This window comes from Streptomyces chartreusis, from assembly GCF_008704715.1.
Lineage (GTDB): Bacteria > Actinomycetota > Actinomycetes > Streptomycetales > Streptomycetaceae > Streptomyces > Streptomyces chartreusis.
Window position 1 is genome coordinate 973,688 of record NZ_CP023689.1, and the last position, 26,378, is coordinate 1,000,065.

2 protein-coding genes are annotated in these 26,378 nt (G+C 73.0%); both read right to left on the reverse strand.

The genetic code is table 11. The features are described from left to right. Positions 1-52 precede the first annotated feature (52 nt). A complete protein-coding gene (locus tag CP983_RS04170; RefSeq protein ID WP_425282260.1) occupies positions 53-8,740 on the reverse strand; it encodes a type I polyketide synthase in 8,688 nt (2,895 codons plus the stop codon). After that, the gene (locus tag CP983_RS44605) at positions 8,737-26,304 is read right to left on the reverse strand and encodes a type I polyketide synthase (RefSeq protein ID WP_229914633.1); all 17,568 of its coding nucleotides are present in this window, start codon (positions 26,302-26,304) and stop codon (positions 8,737-8,739) included. The genes CP983_RS04170 and CP983_RS44605 overlap by 4 nt, the downstream gene beginning before the upstream one ends. Positions 26,305-26,378: the final 74 nt, after the last annotated feature.

The window sequence follows — 26,378 nt, forward strand, 5'->3', positions numbered from 1 at the left end:
CGTCACCACGGCGAGGGCCGCCGCGCACACCGCGCGACGGCCCTCGCCGTGTTCAGCGCTCCAGCAGCCAGGCGTGCACGGCGCGTGCGGTGGTGTCGGCGTCGCCGTCCAGCAGGCTGATGTGGGTGCCGGGCACTTCGACCGCCTCGTGCGGCAGCGGCCACTGGGGCCGGCCGGCGCCCAGGAGCAGCGCCGGGTCGTGGTGCGCGGCGGACACGAACAACGTCCGCGGCGCCTCGGCGGCGGCCACGGGCCGCCACCCGTCGAACAGGCGGCCGTAGTGGGCGGTCGCGGTGAGCTGGTCGGCGACGACGGGGACGTCCGGGTGGTCCCGCATGAGCCGGCAGGAGGTGGCGACCATGGCGAGCGCGAGGTTCTGGTCGGGCGTCTCCGGCGAGTCGAGCAGCACCAGGGCACGCGGGGGTGCGCCCGCCTCGGTGAGTACCGCGGCCAGGAGGTGGGCCTGCCAGCCGCCGGAGGAGTAGCCGACGAGGGTCAGCGGCTTGTCCCCGAAGGCGGCGAGGACGGCCTCCGCCTGCCGGGCGGCGGCGGCCTCGGGGCTGTCGGGCAGTGCCTCGCCGGCCGCGTAGCCCGGCGCGGGCAGCACCCAGACGTCACGGCTGCCGTGCAGGGCGGCGGCGAACCGGGAGTACTGGTAGGCGGTGACGGGTGCGACCAGCGACGGCAGACACAGCAGGGCCTCGCCCTCACTGCCGGTGGCGAGCCGGACCGGCCGCGGTGCGGGGGCACTCGCGCCGGGGCGGGCGTCGGAGTGGGTCGCCCCGCCGGACGGCGTGTCCTGCGGCGTTCCCGGCGCCGTGCCGTCCGGTGTGTCGGGCAGGCCGAACGCCGGGCGCATCGCGGCCGCGAGGTGCAGCATGTCCAGTCCCTTGTCGTACTGCTTCCGCTCGAAGGCGTACCGCACGAGCGCGGTCACGGAGTCGGCGGATACGGCCGACTGCCGCTGCCTGTCCCCGAGTTGGCCACCGACGTGGGCGGCGAGGGCACGCGGTGTGGCGTGCTCGTAGAGGGCGGACGTCGACAGTTCGACGCCGCAGGCGCGGGCGACGCGGTTGCCGAGGTCGGCCAGGGACAGTGAGGTGAAGCCCAGTTCGAGGAACCGCTGCGTGGCGCCGACCTCTCCGGTGTCGGAGTGCCCGAGGATCTGGGCCACTTGGGCGACGACGAGCTCCAGGACGGCACTCTCGCGCTCGGCCGGGGGCAGCGAGCGAAGGCGGTTGACGGGCGCTGCGGACGACGGCTGTTCGTAGGCCGTGGGCAGCGGCTCGCGGGACACGGGCAGCTCCCGCGGAGCCTCCGGAATGCCGAGGAAGCTCATCGCGCCGCCCTCACCCGTGCGGTCGGGCAGCCAGTACCGCCGCCGCTGGAAGGCGTACGTCGGCAGGTCGACCCGGCGCGCGCCGGTCCCGGCGAACACGGCGCCCCAGTCGACGTCCGTGCCAGAGACGAAGACCTCGGCGAGGGCGGTGAGCAGTGCGGCGACCTCCGCCCGGTCGCGGCGCAGGGCACTCACGGCGACGGCTGTCCCGGCGGGCGCCTGCGAGCTGAGCACCGGGTCGGGTCCGATCTCCAGGAGCCGGACGGCCCCTTGGCCGGCGGTGACGGTGGTGAGCGCGTCGTGGAAGCGCACCGGCTCGACGATCTGATTCGCCCAGTAGCGCGCGGTGGTCCAGTCGCCGTCCTCCAGCGCCTGCCCGGTGACGGTACTGACGGCGGGCACGGCCGGCGTGCGGTAGGTGATGCCGTCGGCCACGGCGGCGAAGTCGTCGAGCACCGGCTTCATCAGGGGTGAGTGGAAGGCGTGGCTGACACGGAGCCGGCTCGTACGGCACCCGCGCTCCCGGAACTCGGCGAGCACGGCCTCCACGGCGCTCTCCGTGCCCGACACGACGACGGACCGCGGCCCGTTCACAGCAGCGATCACCACGTCCCCGGCACCTTCGTGCCGTTCAAGCACCCCGGCGACCTCATCCTCCCCGGCCTCGACGGCGGCCATCGCGCCGCCCTCGGGCAGCGCCTGCATCAGCCGGGCCCGCGCCCCCACCAGCCGTACCGCATCGGGGAGTTCGAAGACACCGGCCGCATAAGCAGCCGCAAACTCGCCGACGGAGTGTCCGACCACGCAGTCCGGCTCGGTGCCCCAGGAGCGCAGCAGCTCCACCAGGGACACCTGTACGGCGAACAGCGCGGCCTGCGCATAGCCGGTACGGTCCAGCAGCGCGGCCTCCGCAGAGCCCTCGGGCGCGAAGACCGCTGCCCGTACGCCCGCTGTGAAACCGGCGGCCCCGTCGAACTCCCCGTCGAGGTGCGCGCACACCTCGTCGAAGGCCCGCGCGAACACGGGGAACCTGGCGTACAACTCCCGTCCCATACCCGGGCGCTGGCTCCCCTGGCCGGTGAACAACCAGGCCGTACCGCCCTCGGTGACGGTGCCGCTGATGATGTCCGGGGGCGTGGTGCCGGTGCCGAAGGACGTGAGGGCGGCGGCCAGCGTCGGGGTGTCGGGGCCGAGGGCGACTGCGCGGTGGGCCAGGGCGGCGCGGGTGGTGGCGAGGGAGTGGCCGATGTCGTGTGCCGCGTGGTCGTCGGTGAGGGCCGTCGCGAGACGGGCTGCCTGCTGGGTGAGCGCCTCGGGGCGGTGGGCTGACAGCACCCAGGGCACGAGCGGGAGCGAAGCCTTTGGTGCCGGCCGGGCAGGCTGCTCCGGTTCGGGGGCTTCTTCGAGGATGACGTGGGCGTTGGTCCCGCTGATACCGAAGGCCGAGACGCCTGCCCGCCTGGTCCGCTCGCCCCGCGGCCACGCCCGTGACTCCGTCAGCAGCCGGACCTGCCCTGCCTCCCAGTCCACGTGCGAGGAAGGCCGATCCACGTGCAGCGTCGCCGGCAGCGCTTCCCGCTGCATCGCCAGCACCATCTTGATCACGCCAGCGACACCGGCCGCGGCCTGCGTATGCCCCAGATTCGACTTCACCGACCCCAGCCACAGGGGCCCTTCGGTGCGTTCCTGGCCGTAGGTGGAGAGCAGGGCCTGCGCCTCGATCGGGTCACCGAGCGTCGTACCCGTGCCATGGGCCTCGACCACATCGACGTCGGCAGCGGAGATTCCGGCCGCCTTCAATGCCTGGCGGATAACGCGCTGTTGGGAAGGCCCGTTCGGCGCGGTCAGCCCATTCGACGCACCATCCTGATTGACCGCACTCCCCCGCACCACCGCCAACACCGGATGATTGTTGCGCCGGGCATCGGACAGCCGCTCCAAAACCAGAACCCCACCCCCCTCACCCCACACCGTCCCATCCGCACCCTCACCAAAAGCCTTGCACCGCCCATCCACCGCAAGACCCCGCTGCCGGGAAAACTCCACAAACGCAGCAGGCGTCGACATCACCGTCACCCCACCCGCCAACGCCAGACCACACTCACCCGAACGCAACGCACCCACCGCAAGATGAACCGCCACCAACGCCGACGAACACGCCGTATCCACCGTCACCGCCGGCCCCTCCAACCCCAACGCATACGCAACCCGCCCCGACATCACACTCGCAGCAGACCCCGTCCCCACAAACCCCTCAACCCCACCAAACCCACCCCGCGACGCCAACAAATAATCCTGACCATTCGTCCCCACAAACACACCCGACACCGACCCCCGCACCGACACCGGATCCACACCAGCCCGCTCCAACGCCTCCCACGACACCTCCAACAACAACCGCTGCTGCGGATCCATCGCCAACGCCTCACGCGGCGAAATACCAAACAACCCCGCATCAAACTCCGCCACACCCGACACAAACCCACCGCAATTCACGTACGAAGTCCCGGAATTCTCGGGGTCGGGGTGGTAGACGCGCTCGATGTCCCAGCCACGATCGGCGGGGAACGGAACCACCCCGTCACGACCGGCGGCGAGCATCTCCCACAACTCCTCCGGGGAGGACACATCACCCGGGAAACGGCACGCCATTCCGACGATCGCCACGGCGTCGTCGTCGAGGGCGTCTCCCGTGGCAATGCCCGCGGCCGTGTCCCGGGCCTCGATGTCGGTGTCGGAGCCGGGGAGTTGGGCGCGGATGTGGGACGCGAGGGCGGCGGGGGTCGGGTGGTCGTAGACGAGGGTGGCGGGCAGGCGCAGCCCGGTCGCGGCGCCGAGGCGGTTGCGCAGTTCGACCGAGGTGAGGGAGTCGAAGCCTAGGTCGTTGAAGGGGCGGTCGGCGGCGATCGCGGCGGCGGAGCCGTGCCCGAGGACCTCGGCGACGGTCGACCGTACATGGGCGAGGACGAGGCGTTCCCGCTCCGCGGGCGGGCGGCGGTGCACGGCGGTCGCGAGTTCGCCGGTGCCTGCGGTGGGGCGCTCGGGGTCGTGGGCGGTGCGGGCGTCCTGCTGTGCGGGGGCGGTGAGTTCGCGCAGGAGTGAGCCCTGGCGGGCGTAGGCGGTGGTCTCGGCGAAGCGGGCCCAGTCGGCGTCGAGGACGGTGACGCAGGTGCGGTCGTCGTCGAGGATGCGCCCGAGGACGTCGAGGGCGGTGTCGGGGGTGAGCGGCCTGATGCCGAGCCGGGCCAGGTGCGTGGTGACGACCGGGTCGGCGGCCATGCCGTCCCCGGCCCAGGGCCCCCAGGCGACGGACGTGGCCGGCAGACCGGCGGCACGGCGGTGCTGGGCGAGCGCGTCGAGGCGGGCGTTGGCGGCGGAGTATGCGGACTGGCCGGCGTTGCCGGTGACGCCGGCCGTGGACGAGAAGAGCACGAAGGCGTCGAGGGCACGGTCGGCGGTCAGTTCGTGCAGATGCCGGGCGGCGTCGGCCTTCGCGGCGAGGACGCGGGCCAGCCGTTCGGGGGTGAGGTCGGCGGCGAGGCCGTCGTCGAGGATGCCTGCCGCGTGGACGACGACGGTGGGCGGGTGGGCGTCCAGGAGGCCGGCGAGGGCTGCGCGGTCGGCGACGTCGCAGGCGGCGAGCGTGACGTCGGCTCCGCGGTCACGCAGTTCGTCGCGCAGGTCCTGGGCGCCGGGTGCGTCGGCACCGCGCCGCGAGACCAGGACGACATGCTCGGCGCCCTGGTCGGCGAGCCAGTGGGCGATGTGCCGGCCGAGTGCGCCGGTGCCTCCGGTGACGAGGGCGGTGCCGTGGAAACGGGCACCGCGGGGCTGTCCGCCGGAGGTGGCGGTGGACTGCCCGTTCGCGCCGGTGTCGCGGACGAGGCGGGCCGCGAGGACTCCGGTGGGACGCAGGGCGAGTTGGTCCTCGTCGCCGGGCTCGGCCAGCAGGTGCGCGAGGCGCCGCGCGTCGTCGGAGTCGGGGTGCGCGGGGAGGTCGACGAGGCCGCCCCAGCGGTCGGGCTGTTCGAGGGAGAGCGTGCGTCCGAGGCCCCATACGGCGGCCTCGTCGGGCCGGGACGGTGCGTCGCCGGCGCCCACCGACTGCGCGGAACGCGTGGCGCACCACAGGCGGGCGGACGGGGCGCTGTCGAAGAGGGCCTGCCACAGGGCGAGCACGGCACTCGGCGTCGGCACCAGGGACAGGACGTGGGTGGGCTCCTGGCCGATGTCGCGGATGCGACGTGTCAGGTCGGCGCGGGTGTCGGCGGCGGTGACGGTGATCAGGTCGACCTCGGCGCCGGCCCGGTTCAGTGCAGCGGTGATGTCTGCCGCGGCACGGTCGTCCGGGTCGGGCGTGGCCACCAGCCAGCGTCCAGGGAGGGCGCCCGGGTCGGCGGCGAGGCGGACGGGACGCCACCGAACGCGGTAACGGCGGGCCGCCTGCTCCAGCTCCAGGCGGCCCTGTCGGCGCCAGGCGGACAGCGCGGGCACGACGGTGTCCAGTGCCTGGTCGCCGGACACACCGAGCCGCTCGGCGAGCACGTCGACGTCGCCCCGCTCCACGAGGTCCCAGAAGCGTGCCTCGACACCGTCGGGGCCGGTCCCCGTGCCCCGCTCCGCGACGACGTGGTCGGGCAGCCAGTACCGCTCGCGGCTGAACGCGTACGTCGGCAGGTCCACCCGCCGCGCACCCGTCCCTTCGAAGAGCGCGGGCCAACGGACGTCGGCGCCACGGACGTACATCTCGGCGACCGCCGTCAGGACGGCCTGCGGCTCCGGCTGTCCGGCGCGGAGCATGGCCGCGGCGTCGTGTCCGTCCTCCCGGGCGAGCGCGGTGAGGACGGCGTCGGGCCCGATCTCCAGGAGCCGGACGGCTCCCTGGGGGCCGGTGACGGTGGTGAGCGCGTCGTGGAACCGTACGGGCCGGCGGACCTGCTCGATCCAGTACGTCGGGGTCGTCCAGTCCCCGTCGCGCAGCACCTCACCGGTGAGGGTGCTGACGGCGGGCAGGGTCGGCGTGCGGTAGGTGACACCGGCCGCGACTGTGGTGAACTCGGCCAGCATCGGGGCCATCAGCGGTGAGTGGAAGGCATGGCTGACCCGCAGTCGCTTCGTACGGCAGCCACGGTCGTGGAACTCGGCGACCACGGCATCGACGGCACCCTCCGTGCCCGACACCACGACGGACCGCGGCCCGTTCACGGCGGCGACGGCCACGTCCCCGATGCGGTCGTCCCGCTCGAGCACCTCGGCGACCTCGTCCTCGCCGGCCTCGATCGCGGCCATCGCGCCGCCCTCGGGCAGCGCCTGCATCAGCCGGGCACGTGCCGCCACCAGCCGTACCGCATCCGGGAGTTCGAAGACTCCCGCCGCGTACGCCGCCGCGAACTCGCCAACCGAATGACCGAGGACGGAGTCCGGCCGCATGCCCCAGGAGCGGAGGAGAGCGATGAGGGCCACTTGCAGGGCGAAGAGGGCGGGTTGGGCGTGGCCGGTGCGGGACAGGGTCGCCGGGTCGCCGGTGAACATGGTCTCGCGCAGGGGGATGTGGTCGGGGTCGTCCGCGCCGAGTTCGGCGTCCAGGAGATCGCAGACCTCGTCCAGGGCTCGGCGGAACTCCGGGAAGGCGGAATGCAGTTCGCGCCCCATGCCGGGCCGCTGACTGCCCTGCCCGGTGAACACCCATGCCGTACGGCCCTTGAGGGTGTGCCCGGTGACGACCGCCGGGTGCTGTTCCCCGTCGGCGAGGGCACGTACACCCTCGCTCAGTTCGTCGAGGGCCGGGCCGAGTACGACAGCTCGGTGGGTCAGGACGGCACGGGTGGTGGCCAGGGAGTGGCCGAGGTCGGTCGGAGAAGCCGGGTGCGCGGTGAGGCGGGTGGCGAGGCGTTCGGCCTGGGCACGAAGGCTGTCGGCGTCGTGTCCGGCCAACAGCCACGGCGTGATGGGGAGTTGGGTGGATGGGGCGGACTCGGTCCTGTTGCTCTTCTCGGCCGGGGCTTCTTCGAGGATGACGTGGGCGTTGGTCCCGCTGATACCGAAGGCCGAGACGCCGGCCCGCCTGGTCCGCTCGCCTCGCGGCCATGACCGGAACTCGGTCAGCAGCCGGACCTGCCCCGCCTCCCAGTCCACGTGCGAGGAAGGCCGATCCACGTGCAGCGTCGCGGGCAACGCCTCGCGCTGCATCGCCAGCACCATCTTGATGACACCCGCGACACCCGCCGCCGCCTGCGTATGCCCCAGGTTCGACTTCACGGAGCCGAGCCAGAGCGGCTCGCCGTGCTCACCCCGATCTCGGCCGTACGCCGTCAGCAGCGCCTGCGCCTCGATCGGATCCCCGAGCGCGGTCCCCGTACCGTGCGCCTCGACCACATCGACGTCCGCGGCTCCCACGCCCGCATTCCGCAATGCCTGGCGAATAACGCGCTGTTGGGAAGGGCCGTTCGGCGCGGTCAGCCCATTCGACGCACCATCCTGGTTGACCGCACTCCCCCGCACCACCGCCAACACGGGGTGATTGTTACGGCGGGCATCCGAAAGCCGCTCCAAAACCAGAACCCCACCCCCCTCACCCCACACCGTCCCATCCGCACCCTCACCAAAAGCCTTGCACCGCCCATCCACCGCAAGACCCCGCTGCCGGGAAAACTCCACAAACGCAGCAGGCGTCGACATCACCGTCACCCCACCCGCCAACGCCAAACCACACTCACCCGAACGCAACGCACGCACCGCAAGATGAACCGCCACCAACGCCGACGAACACGCCGTATCCACCGTCACCGCCGGCCCCTCCAAACCCAACGCATACGCAACCCGCCCCGACATCACACTCGCAGCAGACCCCGTCCCCACAAACCCCTCAACCCCACCAAACCCACCCCGCGACGCCAACAAATAGTCCTGACCATTCGTCCCCACAAACACACCCGACACCGACCCCCGCACCGACACCGGATCCACACCAGCCCGCTCCAACGCCTCCCACGACACCTCCAACAACAACCGCTGCTGCGGATCCATCGCCAACGCCTCACGCGGCGAAATACCAAACAACCCCGCATCAAACTCCGCCACACCCGACACAAACCCACCAGAATTCACGTAGGTACGGCCGGGCTGTCCGGGAACGGGGTCGTAAAGGTCGTCGATGTCCCAGCCGCGGTCCTGAGGGAACGGGACCATTCCGTCGCGGCCGGCGGCGAGCATCTCCCACAATTCCTCGGGGGAGGAAACGTCACCGGGGAATCGGCAGGCCATTCCGACTATCGCGATGGGTTCGCGGGAGGCCGCGACGAGTTGGCGGTTGCGCTTCTTCAGCGTCTCGGTCTCCTCCAGGGACTTGCGCAGAGCCTGGACGACCTTTTCGTACGGTGCGCTCATCGATGCCTCTGTCAGTCTCGTGGGTCGGAGTCGAAGCCGAAGTCGTCGTCGGCCGAGGGGCCCGCCGCGTCGGTCGGGTCGGTGATGTCGCCGAGTGCGAGGTTCACGAGGTCGTCGACGGCGAGGTCGGCGATGGTGGTGTCGTCGTCCGGGGTGTCGTCGGACCAGGTCGCGCCCTCTTCCTCGGCGCGCCGTTCCGCGTCCTCGGCTTCCGTGAGCAGGGTGCGCAGGCCGGGCAGGAGGCCGGCGTCGCGCAGCCGGCTGAGCGGGGCCGCGGCGAGGACGCGGCGCAGGCGGGCCTCGTCGAGGTCCGTGAGGTCGTGCGCGGAGGTGTCCGCGGTGTCGTCGGGGAAGAGCTCGGTGTGGAGGTGGCGGCCGAGGGCGGCCGGGGTGGGGTGGTCGAAGACGAGGGTGGTCGCGAGGCGGAGTCCGGTCGCGGCCATCAGCTGGTTGCGCAGGTCGACGGCGGTGAGGGAGTCGAAGCCGAAGTCCTTGAAGGCACGGTCGGCGTCGATCGCGGCGGAGGTCTCGTGGCCGAGCACCGCGGCGACGCGGGACTGTACGAAGTCGCCCAGGGCGCGCTCCCGTTCGCCGGACGGCAGGGCGCGCAGCCGTGCGAGGAGTTCGCCGGCCTCGGCGCCGGGGATGCCGGTGCCGTTGCGGGTGGCGGTGCTCGCGTCGGGCAGGTCGGCGAGCAGGGAGCTGGGCCGTGCCAGGGCGAAGGCGGTCGCGAAGCGATCCCAGGAGACGTCGAGCACGGCGGTGCAGGGGCGGTCGTCGGCGAGCACCTGGTCGAGTGCGGCGAGCGCGCGCTCGGGCGGCAGGGGGCGCAGTCCGGAGCGGCGGATACGTTCCTCGGCGGCCCGGTCCGCTGCCATGCCGTCCCCTGCCCAGGGCCCCCAGGCGACGGACGTGGCCGGCATACCGGCGGCACGGCGGTGCTGGGCGAGCGCGTCGAGGTGGGCGTTGGCGGCGGCGTAGGCGGACTGGCCGGCGTTGCCGAGGACGCCGGTCACGGACGCGAACAGCACGAAGAGTCCGAGGTCGCGGTCGGCGGTCAGTTCGTGCAGCAGGTCTGCCGCGCGGGCCTTGGCGGCGAGGGCGTCGGCGAGGTGGCGTGGGGTGAGGTCGGCGAGGACGCCGTTGGCGGGGATGCCGGCCGCGTGCACGACACCGGTGAGCGGGGTGTCCTCGGGGATCCCGTCGATCAATGCACGGACCTCGTCCCGGTCGGTGAGGTCGCAAGCGGCCAAGGTGACGTGGGCGCCGAACCTGGCGAGTTCGTCACGCAGTTCGGTTGCACCCGGGGCGTCCGCGCCGCGTCGGGAGACGAGCAGCAGATGCCGGGCGCCTTGTCGAGCGAGCCGTCGGGCGACGTGCCGGCCGAGGGCGCCGGTGCCGCCGGTGATCAGTACGGTGCCGCCCAGGCCGTCCACCCGTGACTCGTCGGGGTGAGCGGTGCCGGGGGCGTCGTCCCGTAGGAAGCGCGCGGCGAAGACTCCGCCCGCGCGGACGGCGAGCTGGTCCTCGGCCCAGGTGCTGGAGCGGCCGTGGGCGAGTAGCTGGGCGAGCCGGGCCAGGTCCCGGTGTCCGGGCCGGACCGGAAGGTCGGTCAACCCGCCCCAGATGTCGGGGTGTTCGAGGGCGAGGCTGCGGCCGAGCCCCCACAGCTGTGCCTGGGCGGGGTGGCGGAGCGGGTCCCCGGTGCCGACGGACACCGCCGACCGGGTCACGCACCACAGCGGCGCACCGGTCCCACCGGCCGCGTCGGCCCACACCTGGGCGAGCAGAAGGGTCAGAGCGGTCGCGACGGGCGGCTGCCCATCGGGCGTGGCTCGGTGCCCGTCGGCTACGGCTTCGGCCTGCTGCCCGTCGGCCATGGCTCGATGCCCATCAGCCGTTGCTTCCGCTCGCTGCCCATCAGCTGTGGCTTCGCCTTGCCGCTCATCCGCCCAAGCAAGGAGCGACACCGCACCGTCCGGGGCGAGTTCACGCACCCTGGCGGCGAGGGCCGTGCGACTGTCGTGGCTGCCGACGGTCAGTACGGTGACCCGGGCTCCGGCGTCCCGCAGGGCACGCGCGCACTGCTCGACGAAGCCGGCCTGGTCGGCCGGGACCTGTTCGGGGGCGACGACCAGCCAGTTCCCGGTGAGCGTGGCGGCCGGTACGCCGACCGGCTTCCAGGTGACCGTGTAGCGCCAGGCCGCGAGTTCGGACGCCTCGCTCTGCCGCCTGCGCCAGTCGGACAGCACCGGCAGCAGGGAGCCGAGGGACGCGTCGGCGCCGACGCCGAGCCGCTCGGCGAGCACGGCCGGGTCTCCGCCCTCGACGAGGCTCCAGAACCCGGCGTCGGCTTCGTGCTGCCGTGCGGCGAGAGGCCGCTGTGCCCGACGGTCGCGCAGCCAGTAACGGCGCCGCTGGAAGGCGTACGTGGGCAGTTCGACGCGTGCGGCGGCTCCGACGTCGGTGGGGTCGGCGGCTGCCGTGACGGCGGCCCAGTCGGTGCGCATGCCGCGGACGAAGAGCTCGGCCACGGCCGTCAGCAGCGTCTCGGCCTCGGGGCGCCCGGCCCGCAGTGCGGCGGCCGCGGTGAAGCGCCCGTCGGAGGCGGAACGGGCGAGCGCGGTGAGGACCGGGTCGGGGCCGAGTTCCAGGAGCCTGGTCGCTCCGATGTCTCCCGTGGCGGTGGTGAGGGCGTCGTGGAAGCGCACGGGACGGCGCACCTGGTCCACCCAGTAGGCGGCGGACGCCCACTGCGCGGTGACGGACTCGCCGGTGGCGGTGCTCACGGCCGGGGTAGTCGGGCGGCGGTAGGTGATGGTCCCGGCGACGGTGGCGAAGTCGGCGAGCATCGGGTCCATCAGCGGCGAGTGGAAGGCGTGGCTGACCCGCAGCCGGGACACCCTGCGCCCCTGTCCGCGCGCCGCGTCCATCGCCTCGACGACCAGTTCCTCGTCACCCGAAACCACCACGGACGAGGGCCCGTTGACGACGGCGACGGCGATCTGGCCGCTGCCGGTCAGCTCCTTCAGCAGCTCGGTCACCTCGGCCTCGCCGCCCTCCACTGCGGCCATCGCACCGCCCTCGGGCAGCGCCTGCATCAGCCGGGCCCGCGCGGCCACCAGCCTTACCGCGTCAGGGAGTTCGAAGACCCCGGCGGCGTACGCGGCTGCCAGCTCGCCCACCGAGTGCCCGAGCACGAGGTCGGGGCGGACGCCCCAGGACCTGAGGAGTTCGACGAGGGCGACTTGCAGGGCGAAGAGGGCCGACTGCGCGTATCCGGTGGCGTTCAGCGGGTTCGCGTCCCCCTGCCGGTCGGCGGGCTCGGCGAGCAGCATCTCGCGCAGCGGGTGGGCGAATCCGTTCTCGGATCCTCCCAGTTCGGCTTCCAGCAGCTCGCACACGGCGTCCAGAGTCTGCGCGAACACCGGGTAGGCGGCGTGCAGTTCCCGCCCCATGCCGGGCCGCTGGCTGCCCTGCCCGGTGAACATCCATGCCGTACGGCCGTCGCCGACCGTGCCGCTGACGACCGTGGCGGAGCCGGGTGCGGGGGCGCCGTCGGCGGCCAACGCGGCCAGCCCGGCGCGGAGTTGGCCGAGATCGGCGCCGAGCACGATGGCACGGTGGTCGAGCACGGCACGGGACGTCGCCAGCGCGTGCGCCACGTCGCCGGGGTGGGCCGGCTCGTCCAGGCCGGCGAGGAAGCCCGTCAGCCGGGCCGCCTGGGCGCGGGTCGCCCGGTCGGTACGGCCGGACACCACCCAGGGCACGAGCGGCGCACCGGAGTCCTGGCCCCCCGCTCCCCGCGTGCCACCCGGCTCGCGCCCGCTCACGCGCTCGCCGTCCGGTGCCTCCTCCAGGATCACGTGGGCGTTCGTACCGCTGATGCCGAACGAGGACACACCGGCCCGGCGCGGGTGCCCGGCGGCCTCCCAGTCCCGGGTTTCGGTGAGCAGTCGTACCGCTCCGGACCCCCACTCGATGTGCTCGGAGGGCCGGTCGACGTGCAGGGTGCGGGGCAGGTGGCGGCGCTGGAGCGCCATGACCATCTTGATGACGCTCGCCGCGGCGGCGCCCGCCTGGGCGTGCCCGATGTTGGACTTGATCGAGCCGAGCCACAGCGGCTCGTCGTCGGTGCGCGCCTGGCCGTACGTCGCGAGCAGGGCGTGCGCCTCGATCGGGTCGCCGAGCCGGGTGCCGGTACCGTGCGCCTCGACCACGTCGACCTCGGCGGGCGAGACGCGCGCCGCCTTCAGTGCCTGTCGGATGACGCGCTGCTGGGACGGGCCGTTCGGCGCGGTCAGCCCATTGGACGCACCGTCCTGATTGACGGCGCTGCCCCGCACCACGGCCAGCACCGGATGGTTGTTGCGCCGGGCGTCGGACAGCCGCTCCAGGACGAGCATGCCCCCGCCCTCGCTCCAGCCGGTCCCGTCCGCGCTGTCGGCGAAGGACTTGCAGCGCCCGTCCCCGGCAAGGCCGCCCTGCCGCGCGAACTCCAGGAACATGCCCGGCGTCGCCATCACGGTGGCCCCGCCGGCCAGAGCCATGTCGCACTCGCCGGCCCGCAGCGCCTGGGCGGCCAGATGCAGGGCGACGAGCGCGGACGAGCACGCGGTGTCCACGGACACGGCCGGGCCCTCCAGCCCGAACACGTACGACAGCCGGCCCGACGCCACGCTCGGCGTACTGCCGGTCAGCAGATAGCCGTCCGTCTCCGGGTCGGCGTCGTCGTCCTCCTGCCCGCTGGCGTACCCGTTCGCGGACACACCCGCGTAGACGCCGGTCGACGATCCCTGGAGGGACAGCGGGTCGATGCCCGCGCGCTCCAGCGCCTCCCACGCCGTCTCCAGCAGCAACCGCTGCTGCGGGTCCATGGCGACGGCCTCGCGCGGCGAGATCCCGAACAGCTCGGCGTCGAACTCCGTCGCACCGTCGACGAATCCGCCGACCGCTGCGAGGCCCTCCAGCGTCTTCATGTTCCAGCCTCGGTCGAGGGGGAACGGCGTGATGCCGTCGCCGCCGTCCGCCACCAGCGACCACAGCGCCTCCGGCGAGTCGACGCCCCCGGGGTAGCGGCACCCCATGCCGATGACGGCGATGGGCTCGTCGGCGGGTACGGCGCCGTACTCCTCCGTCGGTTCGTCGGCCGGCGCACCGACCAGTTGCTGCCGCAGGGACGCGGCCAGCGCGGCCGGCGTCGGGTGGTCGAAGATGACGGTCACCGGGAGGGTGACGCCGGTGGCGGAGCCGAGCCGGTTGCGCAGCTCGACTGCGGTCAGCGAGTCGAACCCGAGGTCCTTGAACGCTCGGGACGCGTCCACCGACCCCGCGGAAGCATGCCCGAGCACCGCCGCCACCTGCGCCTGCACCAGGTCGAGCAGTTCGCGGTCCTGCTCCTCCACGGACAGCGCCCGCAGCCGACCGGCCAGGGCACCCCCGGCCGCGCTCGACCCGGCGGCACGGCGTCGCCGGTCGGCCGCGGGCACGAGCCCATGCAGGATGCCGGGCAGGCTGTCCCGTACGGCTGCCAGGGCGGACGTACGCAGGGCGACGGGAACGGCATTCGGCTCGTCGACAGCGAGCGCCGCGTCGAGGAGGGCCAGCCCTTCGCCTGTCTCCAGCGCCGGGAAGCCCTGCCGCGCGAGCCGCTCCAACTCCGGCCCACCGAGAGTGCCACCCATGCCCGCCTGCCACATGCCCCAGGCCAGCGATACGGCGGGCAGCCCCTGGGCGCGGCGGGTGGCGGCGAGGGCGTCGAGGATGTTGTTCGCGGCGGAGTAGGCGGCCTGCCCGGCATTGCCCACGACGCCCGCGAAGGAAGAGAAGAGCACGAAGGCCGACAGGTCACGATCGGCCGTCAACTCATGCAGATGCAGGGCCGATTCGACCTTCGCGGCCATGACCCGGGCCAGACGCTCCGGCGTCAGATCGGCGACCAGACCGTCATCCAGCACACCCGCCGCATGCACCACACCCGACAGGTCAACACCATCGAGCACGGCAGCCAGCGCGGCGCGGTCGGAGACGTCACACGCACGCACATCGATCCGCGCGCCCAACTCCCTCAGCTCCGAAGCGAGTTCGCAGGCACCCGGAGCCTCCGGCCCCCGCCGGGAAACGAGCAGCAAGTCCCGTACCCCATGCTCGGTGACCAGGTGCCGGGCGACCTCCGCACCCAGCCCACCGGTCCCACCGGTGATCAGCACCGTGTCCTCGCCGCCCCACGGCGACGGCACCGAGATGACGACCTTGCCGACGTGCTTGGCCTGCCCCAGCAGGCGCAGCGCCTCCGGTGCGCGCGAGATCGGGTAGGCGGCGACCGGGGCGGGCCGCAGGGCGCCGTCCTCGAAGAGGTTCAGCAGGGCGGCGAACATCTCGGCGATCCGGTCGGGGCCGGCGTCGATGAGGTCGAAGGCGGTGTAGTCGATGCCGTGCTCGGCCCGTACCTCCTCGGCATCGCGGATGTCGGTCTTGCCCATCTCCACGAACCGGCCACCGGGCCGAACCAACCGCAGCGACGCGTCCACGAACTCACCGGCCAGGGAGTCCAGCACCACATCGACACCCGACTGGAACCGCTGCTCGAACTCGGTGGTCCGCGAGGAGGCGATCCGCTCGTCCGGGACCCCGAGCTCGCGTACGACCGGCCACTTCGGCTCGCTCGCCGTCGCATACACCTCGGCCCCCAGGTGGCGCGCGAGTTGCACGGCCGCCGTGCCGACACCGCCGGCGGCGGAGTGGACAAGCACCGACTCCCCCGCCTCAAGACCGGCCAGGTCGACCAGGGCGTAGTAGGCGGTCAGGAACACGATCGGCACCGACGCCGCCTGCTCGAACGACCACCCCTCCGGGATCCGGGTGAGCAGGCGCCCGTCGGTCACGGCCGTCGGAGCGAACGCCCCGTCGAGCAGACCCATCACCCGGTCCCCGACGACCAGGTCGGTCACCCCGGCGCCGGTCTCGACGACCACGCCGGCGCCCTCGTGCCCGAGCCGGCCGGCATCACCCGGGTACATGCCGAGGACGTTCAGTACGTCACGGAAGTTGACGCCCGCGGCCCGTACCCCGACCCGCACCTCGCCGGGGCCGAGAGCACGCGGTTCCTCGGGAACGAGCGCGACCCCGTCCAGTCGCCCCTGAGCCACCACGTCCATCCGCCAGCCGACACCCACACCCACCGGCGGCACCAGCACCCCGCCCGACGTCATCCGCACCATCCGCGGCACCCAGAGCTGACCGGCGCGAATGGCGACCTGCTGGTCGTCGATGGAGGCGGCGGCGAGGCGATACGAGGCCGGGTCGTCGTCGACGTCCACGAGGGCGAAGCGGCCCGGGTGCTCGTTCATGGCGGAGCGGACCAGTCCCCAGACTCCGGCGCCTCCTGTATCGGGGGTCTCGCCGCCCCGTACGGCCACGGCTCCGTTGGTCACGACCACGAGGCGTGCACCGGCGAAACGCTCGTCCGTCGCCCACTCTCGGACGGCGTCCAGGACCTCGGTCACCGCGGCAGTGCCCGCCCCACGGCGGACCGGGAGCAGGGCGGTGCCGGTCACGGACGCGTCGCCATCACCGCCGTACGGCACGAGGGTCAGTCCCGCTTCGTGCCAGGGCTCGGCGTCGTCCGGCATGCGCAGGACCGGCACCCGCCCGGCGGCGGCAGCGGGCTCGGCGTCGGCCGGTGTCCACTCCACGCGGTAGAGGTGCTCGGCCTTCGTGGCGGCGGCACCGGCGGCGAACCGGGCGGGCGACGCCGGGCGCAGCAGCAGTGACTCGACGGCGGCGACGGGAGCGCCGGTGGCGTCGGCGACGTGCAGGGCGTAGGTGCCGGAGCCGCGCGGGACGATCCGGACGCGGACGATGTCGGCGCCGACGGCGTGGCAGGACACGCCCGTCCAGGCGAACGGCAGCAGCGCGCCCTGCTGTTCGTCGGCGCGCAGGGCCAGGGCGTGCAGCACCGAGTCCAGCAGGGCGGGGTGCAGGGCGAAGGCGTTCGCCTCGGGGTCCGTGCCTTCGGGCAGCGCGGCCTCGACGTACAGTTCCTCGCCCCGGGCCCAGACCTGTCGCAGGCCACGGAAGGCGCTGCCGTAACGCAGGCCGGTCTCGGCCAGCCTGTCGTACAGCCCGGTCGTGTCGATCCGCTGGGCGTCGGCGGGAGGCCAGGTCCGCAGCTCGGCGGACCCGGCCGGTGCCTCGCTGTCGCTGACCGTTCCCTCGGCGTGCAGGGTCCAGATGGAGTCGTCGTCCTGGGTGCGGTCGGGGCGCCCGTACAGACGGAGCGGGCGCGCGCCAGTGCCGTCAGGGGCGTCGAGGGCGATCTGGATCTGGATCGAGCCCTGCTCGGGGAGGATCAGCGGGGCCTGGAGGGTGAGTTCGTCGACGCGGTCGCAGCCTGCTCGGTCGGCCGCCGCCAGGGCGAGTTCGACCAGTGCCGTGCCCGGTACGACGATCGTCTCGCCCACGACGTGGTCCGCGAGCCAAGGCGCGACGGCCGTCGACAGCCGGGCGGTCAGCAGGACGGCGTCCGATCCGGCGACCGGGACGGCCGCGCCGAGCAGCGGGTGGTCGGCGGCCCTGAGACCCAGGCCGCGCGCGTCGCCGGCCGAGCCCACGTCGCGCAGCCAGTACCGCTCGCGCTGGAACGCGTACGTCGGCAGCGCCGTCCGTACGGCACCGCTGCCCTCGAACACGGCCGGCCAGTGGACGGCGGTGCCCCGCACGTACAGCTCGGCGACGGCACGCAGAGCTGCCTCCGCCTCCGGGAGGTTCCTGCGCAGCGCGGAGAGCGCGAACGCCGGTTCCACCATGGTGGACAGGACGGGATCGGGGCCGACTTCGAGGAACCGTACGGCGCCGAGTTCGTCCGCGGCCGTGCGCACCGCGTCGTGGAAGCGGACGGCCTCTCGCACCTGTCGCACCCAGTAGTCGGGGGTGGTCCAGTCGCCGTCACCGAGGGTGGCGCCGGTCAGGGTGCTCACGGCGGGCAGCGACGGCCGGTGGTAGGTGATCTGTTCGGCGACGGTGGTGAACTCGTCGAGCATCGGCTCCATGAGCGGTGAGTGGAAGGCGTGCGAGACGCGGAGGCGGGTGACCCGGCGCCCGCGTTCACGGACCGCCGCCATGACCCGCTCGACACCTTCCTCGGTGCCGGAGACCACTACGGCGGTAGGTCCATTGACCGCGGCGATCGTCACGTCGGCGGTGAGCAGGTCGGCGATCTCCGTCTCGTCTGCCTCTACGGCAGCCATCGCGCCACCCTCGGGAAGGGCCTGCATGAGACGGGCGCGAGCTGCCACCAGCCTTACGGCATCGGGGAGTTCGAAGACCCCGGCCGTGTACGCGGCGGCGTACTCACCGATGGAGTGACCCAGCACCAGGTCGGGGCGCAGACCCCACGAGCCCAGGAGTGCCGCGAGCGCGGCCTCGACCGCGAACAGGGCTGCTTGGGCGTAGCCGGTGCGGTCGAGGAGAGCGGCGGCTTCTGAGTCCTCGTCCGCGAAGAGGACGGCGCGCAGCGGGAGGGGGAAGCCGTCGGCGCCGGACAGCTCGGCCCCCAGCAGCGCCGCCGTCTCGTCGAAGGCGCGGGCGAACTGCGGGTAGGAGGCGTGCAGTTCGCGGCCCATGCCGAGGCGCTGACTGCCCTGACCGGTGAACATCCAGGCGGTACGGCCCTCGGTGACGACACCGGTCACGGCGGGCATGTCGAGCCCGGACCGCAGCTCGTCGGCGTCCCGGCCCAGCACGACGGCCCGGTGGTCAAGGGCGGCCCGGGTCGTGGCCAGGGACAGTCCGATGTCGAGCGGCGACAGCTCGGGCCGCTCGGCGAGGAAGGTGGCGAGCCTGTCCGACTGGGCGTCGATGGCCTGCCGACTGCGACCCGACAAGGCCCACGGAATGACCGGCACCGGGGTCGGGGACTCCGGCCGGCGAGGGGACGCCCCGATCGGAGCTTCTTCGAGGATGACGTGGGCGTTGGTCCCGCTGATGCCGAAGGACGAGACACCCGCCCGACGCGGACGCTCCCCCCGCGGCCAAGCCCGCTCCTCCGTCAGCAACTCCACCGCACCCGCCGACCAGTCCACGTGAGACGACGGCTCATCGACATGCAACGTGCGCGGCAGAGTCTGCTCACGCAGGGCCATCACCATCTTGACCACGCTCGCGACACCGGCTGCCGCCTGCGCGTGCCCGATGTTCGACTTGATCGAGCCGAGCCACAGGGGATCGTCATCGGCATGCGCCTGGCCGTAGGTCGCCAGGAGGGCCTGAGCCTCGATGGGGTCACCGAGACGCGTGCCCGTGCCGTGCGCCTCGACAGCGTCGACCTCGGCGGCGTCCACTCCCGCCGCCGCCAACGCCTGCCGGATCACCCGCTGCTGCGACGGACCGTTCGGCGCAGTCAGCCCATTCGACGCACCGTCCTGATTGACCGCCGAGCCCCGCACGACCGCCAGCACCGGATGGTTGTTCCGCCGGGCATCGGACAGGCGCTCCAGGACCAGAACACCGCCGCCCTCGGCCCAGCCCGTCCCATCAGCGCCGTCGGCGAACGACTTGCACCGACCGTCACCCGCCAACCCACCCTGCCGCGCGAACTCCAGGAAGATACCCGGCGTCGCCATGACCGTGGCCCCACCGGCCAGGGCGAGGTCACACTCACCCGACCGCAACGCCTGGCACGCCAGATGCAGAGCGACCAGAGCCGACGAGCAGGCGGTGTCCACCGACACTGCGGGCCCCTCCAGCCCGAACACATACGACAGCCGACCCGACGCCACACTCGGCGTACTGCCGGTCAGCAGATACCCACCGGTCTCGCCCTGCGGGCTCTGCATGTTCCCGCCGTAGCCACTCCCGGAAACGCCGGCATAGACGCCGGTCGAGCTTCCGCGCAGCGACGACGGGTCGATCCCCGCGTCCTCCAACGCCTCCCACGCCGTCTCCAACAGCAACCGCTGCTGCGGATCCATCGCCAGCGCCTCACGCGGCGAGATCCCGAACAACTCCGCGTCAAAGAACGCAGCACCGTCAACGAAGCCGCCAACCGCGGCCAGACCCTCCAACAGGGCCGGGTCCCAGCCACGATCCGCCGGCAGCGACGACAGCCCGTCCCTGCCCTCCACGACCAGATCCCACAAACCCACAGCGGAATCCGCCCCACCCGGGAAACGACAGCCCAAACCCACGATCGCCACCGGCTCATCGACGGCCGTGCGTGTGCGGCCGGCGCCCGTCACGGTGTCGTCCGTGGTATCCGCCGCGCCCAGCAGTTGGGTCTTGAGGAAGCCGGCGAGGGCGGAGGGCGTCGGGTGGTCGAAGACGAGGGTGGCGGGGAGCGTGACGCCGGTCGCGGAACCGAGTCGGTTGCGCAGGTCGACAGCGGTCAGCGAGTCGAACCCGAGGTCCTTGAAGGCGCGGGAGGTGTCGATCGACCCCGCCGACGCATGGCCCAGCACAGCGGCGACCTGCGCCTGCACCACGTCCAGCAACTGTCGTTCCTGCTCGGCCGGCTGGAGCCCGGCCAGCTTCCGGGCCAGGCCGGAGGCAGCCGCCGCGCCCACCTGGCCGGCGGCACGACGCCGACGGTCAGCGGCGGGCACGAGACCTTGCAGGATGCCGGGGAGGCTGTCCCGTACGGCTGCGAGGGCGGGCGTACGCAGGGCTACGGGGACGGAGTTCGGTTCGTTCACGAGCAACGCGGCGTCGAGAAGGGCGAGCCCCTCACCCGTCTCCAGCGCCGGGAAGCCTTGGCGGGCCATGCGCTCCAGTTCGGCATCGCCAAGGGTGCCGCCCATGCCGTCGGCGTTCGCCCACATGCCCCACGCCAGCGACACGGCAGGCAGACCTTGGGCCCTGCGATTCAGGGCCAAGGCATCCAGCACATTGTTGGCCGCCGAGTACGCGGCCTGACCGGCGTTGCCGACGACTCCGGCGAAGGACGAGAACAGCACGAACGCCGACAGCTCGCGGTCAGCCGTCAACTCGTGCAGATGCAGGGCCGATTCAGCCTTCGCGGCCACCACACGGCCCACACGCTCAGCCGACAGATCACCGATCAGACCGTCGTCGAGTACGCCCGCCGCATGCACGACACCCGACAGGTCAACCCCATCCAGGACCGCGGCCAGCGACTCACGATCGGCCACATCACATGCGCGTACCGTGGCACGGGCGCCCAACTGCGCCAGTTCGGACACGAGTTGACCCGCACCCGGAGCTTCGGAACCGCGCCGGGACACCAGCAGCAGGTCCCGTACACCGTGCACAGCGACCAGGTGCCGGGCGACCTCCGCACCCAGCCCACCCGTACCGCCCGTGATCAGCACCGTGCCCTCGCCGCCCCACGGCGACGGCACCCGCAGCACGACCTTGCCGACATGCTTGGCCTGCCCGAGCAGGCGTAGGGCCTCCGGGGCGCGGGAGAGGTCGTACGAGGTCACCGTCACCGGTTGCAGCGCGCCCTGCTCGAACAGTTCCAGCAGCGCGGTCCACATCTCGGCGATGCGGTCGGGGCCGGCGTCCATCAGGTCGAACGAGCGGTACGACACCCCGTGTTCGGCCCGAACCTCGTCGGCGTCGCGAACGTCGGTCTTGCCCATCTCCACGAACCGGCCACCGGGCCGCACCAACCGAAGCGACGCGTCCACGAACTCACCGGCGAGCGAGTCCAGGACGACATCGACGCCCGGCTGGAATCGGCCCTCGAAGTCCGTTGTCCGCGACGAGGCGATCCGCTCCTCCGGGACCCCCAACCCCCGCACCACAGACCACTTCGGCTCGCTCGCCGTCCCGTACACCTCGCCGCCCAAGTGCTGGGCCAGCTGCACGGCAGCCATCCCCACGCCACCGGCCGCGGAGTGGATCAGAACCGACTCCCCGGCCTGAAGCTCGGCGAGGTCCATCAGGGCGTAGTAGGCGGTCAGGAACACGATCGGGACGGACGCCGCCTGCTCGAAGGACCACCCGGCCGGTAGCCGTGTGACCAGCCTGGCGTCGGTGGTGGCCACCGGTCCGAAGGCCCCGTCCAGCAGGCCCATGACCCGGTCGCCGACGGCGAGTCCGGTCACGTCGGGTGCCACCTCGATGACGACACCGGCGCCCTCGTGCCCGAGCCGTCCGGCATCACCCGGATACATGCCGAGGACGTTCAGTACGTCACGGAAGTTCACGCCCGCCGCCCGCACCGCGACCCGCACCTCACCGGCTCGCAGCGCACGCGGCTCCTCCGGAACCAGGGCCACGCCGTCCAGCCGCCCCTGAGCCACCACATCCATCCGCCAGCCGGCACCCACACCCACCGGCGGCACGAGCACCCCGCCCGAGGCCATCCGCACCATGCGCGGCACCCACACCTGGCCGTCCCGGAGGGCGACTTGGTCCGTGTCGTCGTCGGTGTGGAGGGCCGAACTCGGCCCGTCGGTGTCGACGAGGGCGAAGCGGCCCGGGTGCTCGTTCATGGCGGAGCGGACCAGGCCCCAGACTCCCGCGGCGGACGGGATGGGCGTCTCGTCCGGGGTCACGGCGACGCCGCCCGAGGTCAGGACGACCAGGCGGGAGTTCGCGAACTTAGGCTCGGCGAGCCAGCGTTGGACCGTCGCGAGGGTCTCGGTGAGGACGTCCGTGACAGGGCCGTCGGCGATGGGCAGCAGTACTCGGCGCGGGGTCGGGGCGCCCGCTTCGAGGGTGGTGAGCAGTGCGTCCAGGTCGGGGTGGGTCGGGCCGGCGTCGGAAGCGTGCAGCTGCGAGTCGTCCTCGACATCGCCTATGACGACGATGTCAGTCATCCGGTGCTCGGTGGACGGTGCGGTGACGGGGGTCCACTCCACCCGATAGAGGTGCTCGGGGCCCTGGGGCGTTCGCCGGGCGGCGAGTTCCGTGGTGGAGACGGGGCGCAGCAGCAGGGAGTCGACGGTGGCGACCGGGTCGCCGGTCGCGTCGGCGATCCGCAGGCCGATCTCGCCCTCGCCGCGCATGCGGAGCCGGGCCCGGACCGAGGTGGCGCCGACGGCCGTGAGCGTGACGCCGGACCAGAGGAACGGCAGGAGCGCGGTTCGGTCGTCGTCGCTGCCGCGCAGGGCGAGGGTGTGGAGGACCGTGTCGAGGAGGGCGGGGTGGAGGCCGAAGGAGCCGGCGTCGTCGGCGAGGGGTTCGGGGAGGGTGGCCTCGACGTACCAGTCGTCGGCGTCGCGCCAGACGCGGGTGATGCCGCGGAAGGCGGGGCCGTACTGGAGGCCGACGTCGGTGAGGCGGTCGTAGAGCCCTGTGAGGTCGGCGGGTTCGGCGTCGGCGGGCGGCCAGGCACGCAGGTCCCAGGGGGCGTCGGTCGTGGCGCGGGCACTGTCTCCGACCGTGCCGGTGGCGTGCAGGGTCCAGGCCTGTTCGACTTCGGCGTCGTCGGCGCGGGAGTAGACGCGGACGGCGCGGCGGCCGTCGTCGGTGGCGGTGTCGATGACGATCTGGACCTGGGCGGCGCCCTGCTCGGGGAGGATCAGCGGGGCCTGGAGGGTGAGTTCGTCGAGGTGGTCGCAGTCGACGCGTAGGCCTGCCTGGACGGCGAGCTCGACCAGGGCGGTGCCGGGGACGACGGCGAGTCCGCCGACGAGGTGGTCGGCCAGCCAGGGTGTGGTGGCGACGGACAGGCGGGCGGTGAGCAGGACGTTGTCGGAGCCGGCCACGGCGACCGCGGCGCCCAGCAGCGGGTGCCCGGCGACTCCGAGGCCGAGGCCGCGGGCGTCGGTGGTGGGCCGGGTGGCGTCGAGCCAGTAGCGGTGCCGCTGGAAGGCGTAGGTGGGCAGGTCGGTGCGGCGGGCGCCGGTGCCGTGGAACACCGCGGCCCAGTCGGCGGCGGCGCCTCGTACGAACATCTCGGCGAGCGCGGTCAGTACCGAGCCGCACTCGTCGCGGCCCTCGCGCAGGGTGGCCACGGCGGTGGTGTCGGGGTCGGCGGCCTGGACCAGGCCGGTGAGGACGGGGTCGGCGCCGATCTCCAGGAAGCGTGTGACGCCGAGTTCGGTGGTGGCGGTGCGGACGGCGGCGTGGAAGCGTACGGCGTCTCGCACCTGCCGTACCCAGTAGTCGGGGCTCGCCCAGTCGTCGCCGTCGGCGGCGCGTCCGGTGAGGGTGCTGACGGCGGGTACGACGGGCCGGCGGTGGCCGGTGCCGGCGACGATCCCGGCGAACTCGTCCGCCATGGGGGCCATGAGCGGGGAGTGGAAGGCGTGGCTGACGCGCAGGCGGGTGACGCGCAGGTCGCGTTCGCGGGCCGCTTCCATGACCTGCTCGACGGCCTGTTCGGTGCCGGAGACGACGACCGCGCGCGGGCCGTTGACGGCGGCGATGACGGCGCCCTGGGCAAGGAGTGTGGTGGCCTCGGCCTCGTCGGCCTCGATCGCGGCCATGGCGCCGCCGTCCGGGAGCGCCTGCATCAGCCGGGCGCGGGCCGCCACCAGCCGTACGGCGTCGGGGAGTTCGAGGGCTCCGGCGGCGTGGGCCGCGACGATCTCGCCGATCGAGTGGCCGATGACGACGTCGGGTTCGGCGCCCCAGCCGCGCAGCAGGGCGACGAGGGCGGCCTCGATGGCGAAGATCGCCGTCTGGGCGTAGCCGGTGCGGTCGAGGAGCGCGGCCTCGGGTGTGCCCGGTTCGGCGAAGCAGACCTCGCGCACGGGCGTGTCGAAGCCGGGGGCTCCGGCGAGCTCGGTGTCCAGCAGGGCGCAGATCTCGTCGAAGGCGCGGGCGTAGACGGGGTGGGCGGCATACAGTTCGCGGCCCATGCCGGGGCGCTGGCTGCCCTGACCGGTGAACAGCCAGGCGGTACGGCCCTCGGTGACCGTGCCCTTGACGGTGGTGGCGGTGCCCGTGATGCCGGTGACGGCGTCGAGGGCCGTGCGCAGGGTGTCGCGGTCGGGGCCGAGGACGACGGCACGGTGGTCGAGGACGGCTCGGCCGGTGGCCAGGCTGTGGCCGATGTCGAGAGCGGAGGCGTCGGTGCCGGTGACGTGGGCGGCGAGGCGTTCGGCCGCCGCTTCCAGGGCGGGTGCGCTGCGGGCGGTCAGGACCCAGGGGATGTGCGGGAGGGGGTGGGGCGGTTCCTGGGTGGTGCCGTGGGCCGGGAGTCGGGAGTCGGCTTCAGCTTCAACTTCAGCCCCAGGGTCCGACTCGGTCTCGGGTGCGCGATCCGATGCTGCCTCGTTTGTGGCTTCCTCAAGAACGACATGGGCGTTGGTGCCGCTGATGCCGAAGGAGGACACGGCGGACCTGCGGGGGCGGTCGGTTTCGGGCCAGGGGCGCGGCTCGGTGAGGAGGCGTACGGCGCCGGCGGACCAGTCGACGTGGGAGCTGGGCCGGTCCGCGTGCAGGGTGGGCGGCAGCCGGCGGGCGCGCAGTGCCATGACCATCTTGATGACCCCGGCGACACCGGCCGCCGCCTGGGTGTGCCCGATGTTGGACTTCACGGAGCCGAGCCAGACGGGGTTCGTCCCGTCCCGTCCCTTGCCGTAGGTGGCAAGCAGGGCCTGGGCCTCGATGGGGTCGCCGAGCCGGGTGCCGGTGCCGTGTGCCTCGACGGCGTCGACGTCGGCCGGCGTGAGGCGGGCGCTGGCGAGGGCCTGGCGGATGACGCGCTGCTGTGCGGGCCCGTTGGGTGCGCTGAGGCCGTTGGAGGCGCCGTCCTGGTTGACGGCGGAGCCCCGGATCACGGCGAGGACGGGGTGGCCGAGGCGCCGTGCCTCGGAGAGGCGCTCCAGGACGAGGACGCCGGCGCCCTCCGCCCATCCGGTGCCGTCGGCGTCGTCGGCGAACGCCTTGCAGCGGCCGTCGCCGGCCAGCCCGCCCTGCCGGGAGAACTCCACGAACGTCGTCGGCGCCGCCATCACCGTCACACCGCCCGCGAGCGCCGTCGCGCACTCGCCGGAGCGCAGGGACTGGCAGGCCAGGTGCAGGGCGACGAGGGAGGAGGAGCAGGCGGTGTCGATGGTGACGGCCGGTCCCTCGAAGCCGAAGACGTAGGCGATACGTCCGGAGAACACGCTGCCCGCGTTGCCGTTGGCGAGGAACCCGGCGACGTCCTTCGGCACTTCCTGGAGCCGGGAGGCGTAGTCGTGGTACATGAGCCCGGCGAACACGCCGGTCGCCGTGCCGCGCAGGGACAGCGGGTCGATGCCGGCGCGCTCCAGGGCCTCCCACGACGTCTCCAGCAGCAGCCGCTGCTGCGGGTCCATCGCGAGGGCCTCGCGGGGGCTGATGCCGAACGCCTCCGCGTCGAACTCGGCGGCCTCGTGCAGGAAGCCGCCCTTCCGGGTGGCCGAGGTGCCGGCCGCCCGCTCCGCGTCGGTCGCGAACAGGGCGTCGAGGTCCCAGCCGCGGTCGGTGGGGAACGACGTGATGCCGTCCCCGCCACCGCTCACCAGCCCCCACAGGTCCTCCGGCGAGGCGACTCCGCCGGGGAAGCGGCAGCCCATGCCGACGATGGCGATCGGCTCGTGGTCCTTCGCCTCGGCCTCACGCAGACGAAGGTGGGCGCCCTGCGCGTCGGCGATCGCACGCTTGAGGTATTCGCGGAGCTTTTCCTCGTTCGCCATCTGTTCCTTGTCCTTCGAAAGAGCGCGGAGTGCCGAATCAGGGCGCCTGAAGTGCGGCCGGGGCGGGGTCGGGG

Coding starts and splice junctions, on each gene's coding strand:
- CP983_RS44605 (WP_229914633.1), bottom strand. CDS start 26,304: ATGGCGAACGAGGAAAAGCTCCGCGAATACCTCAAGCGTGCGATCGCC.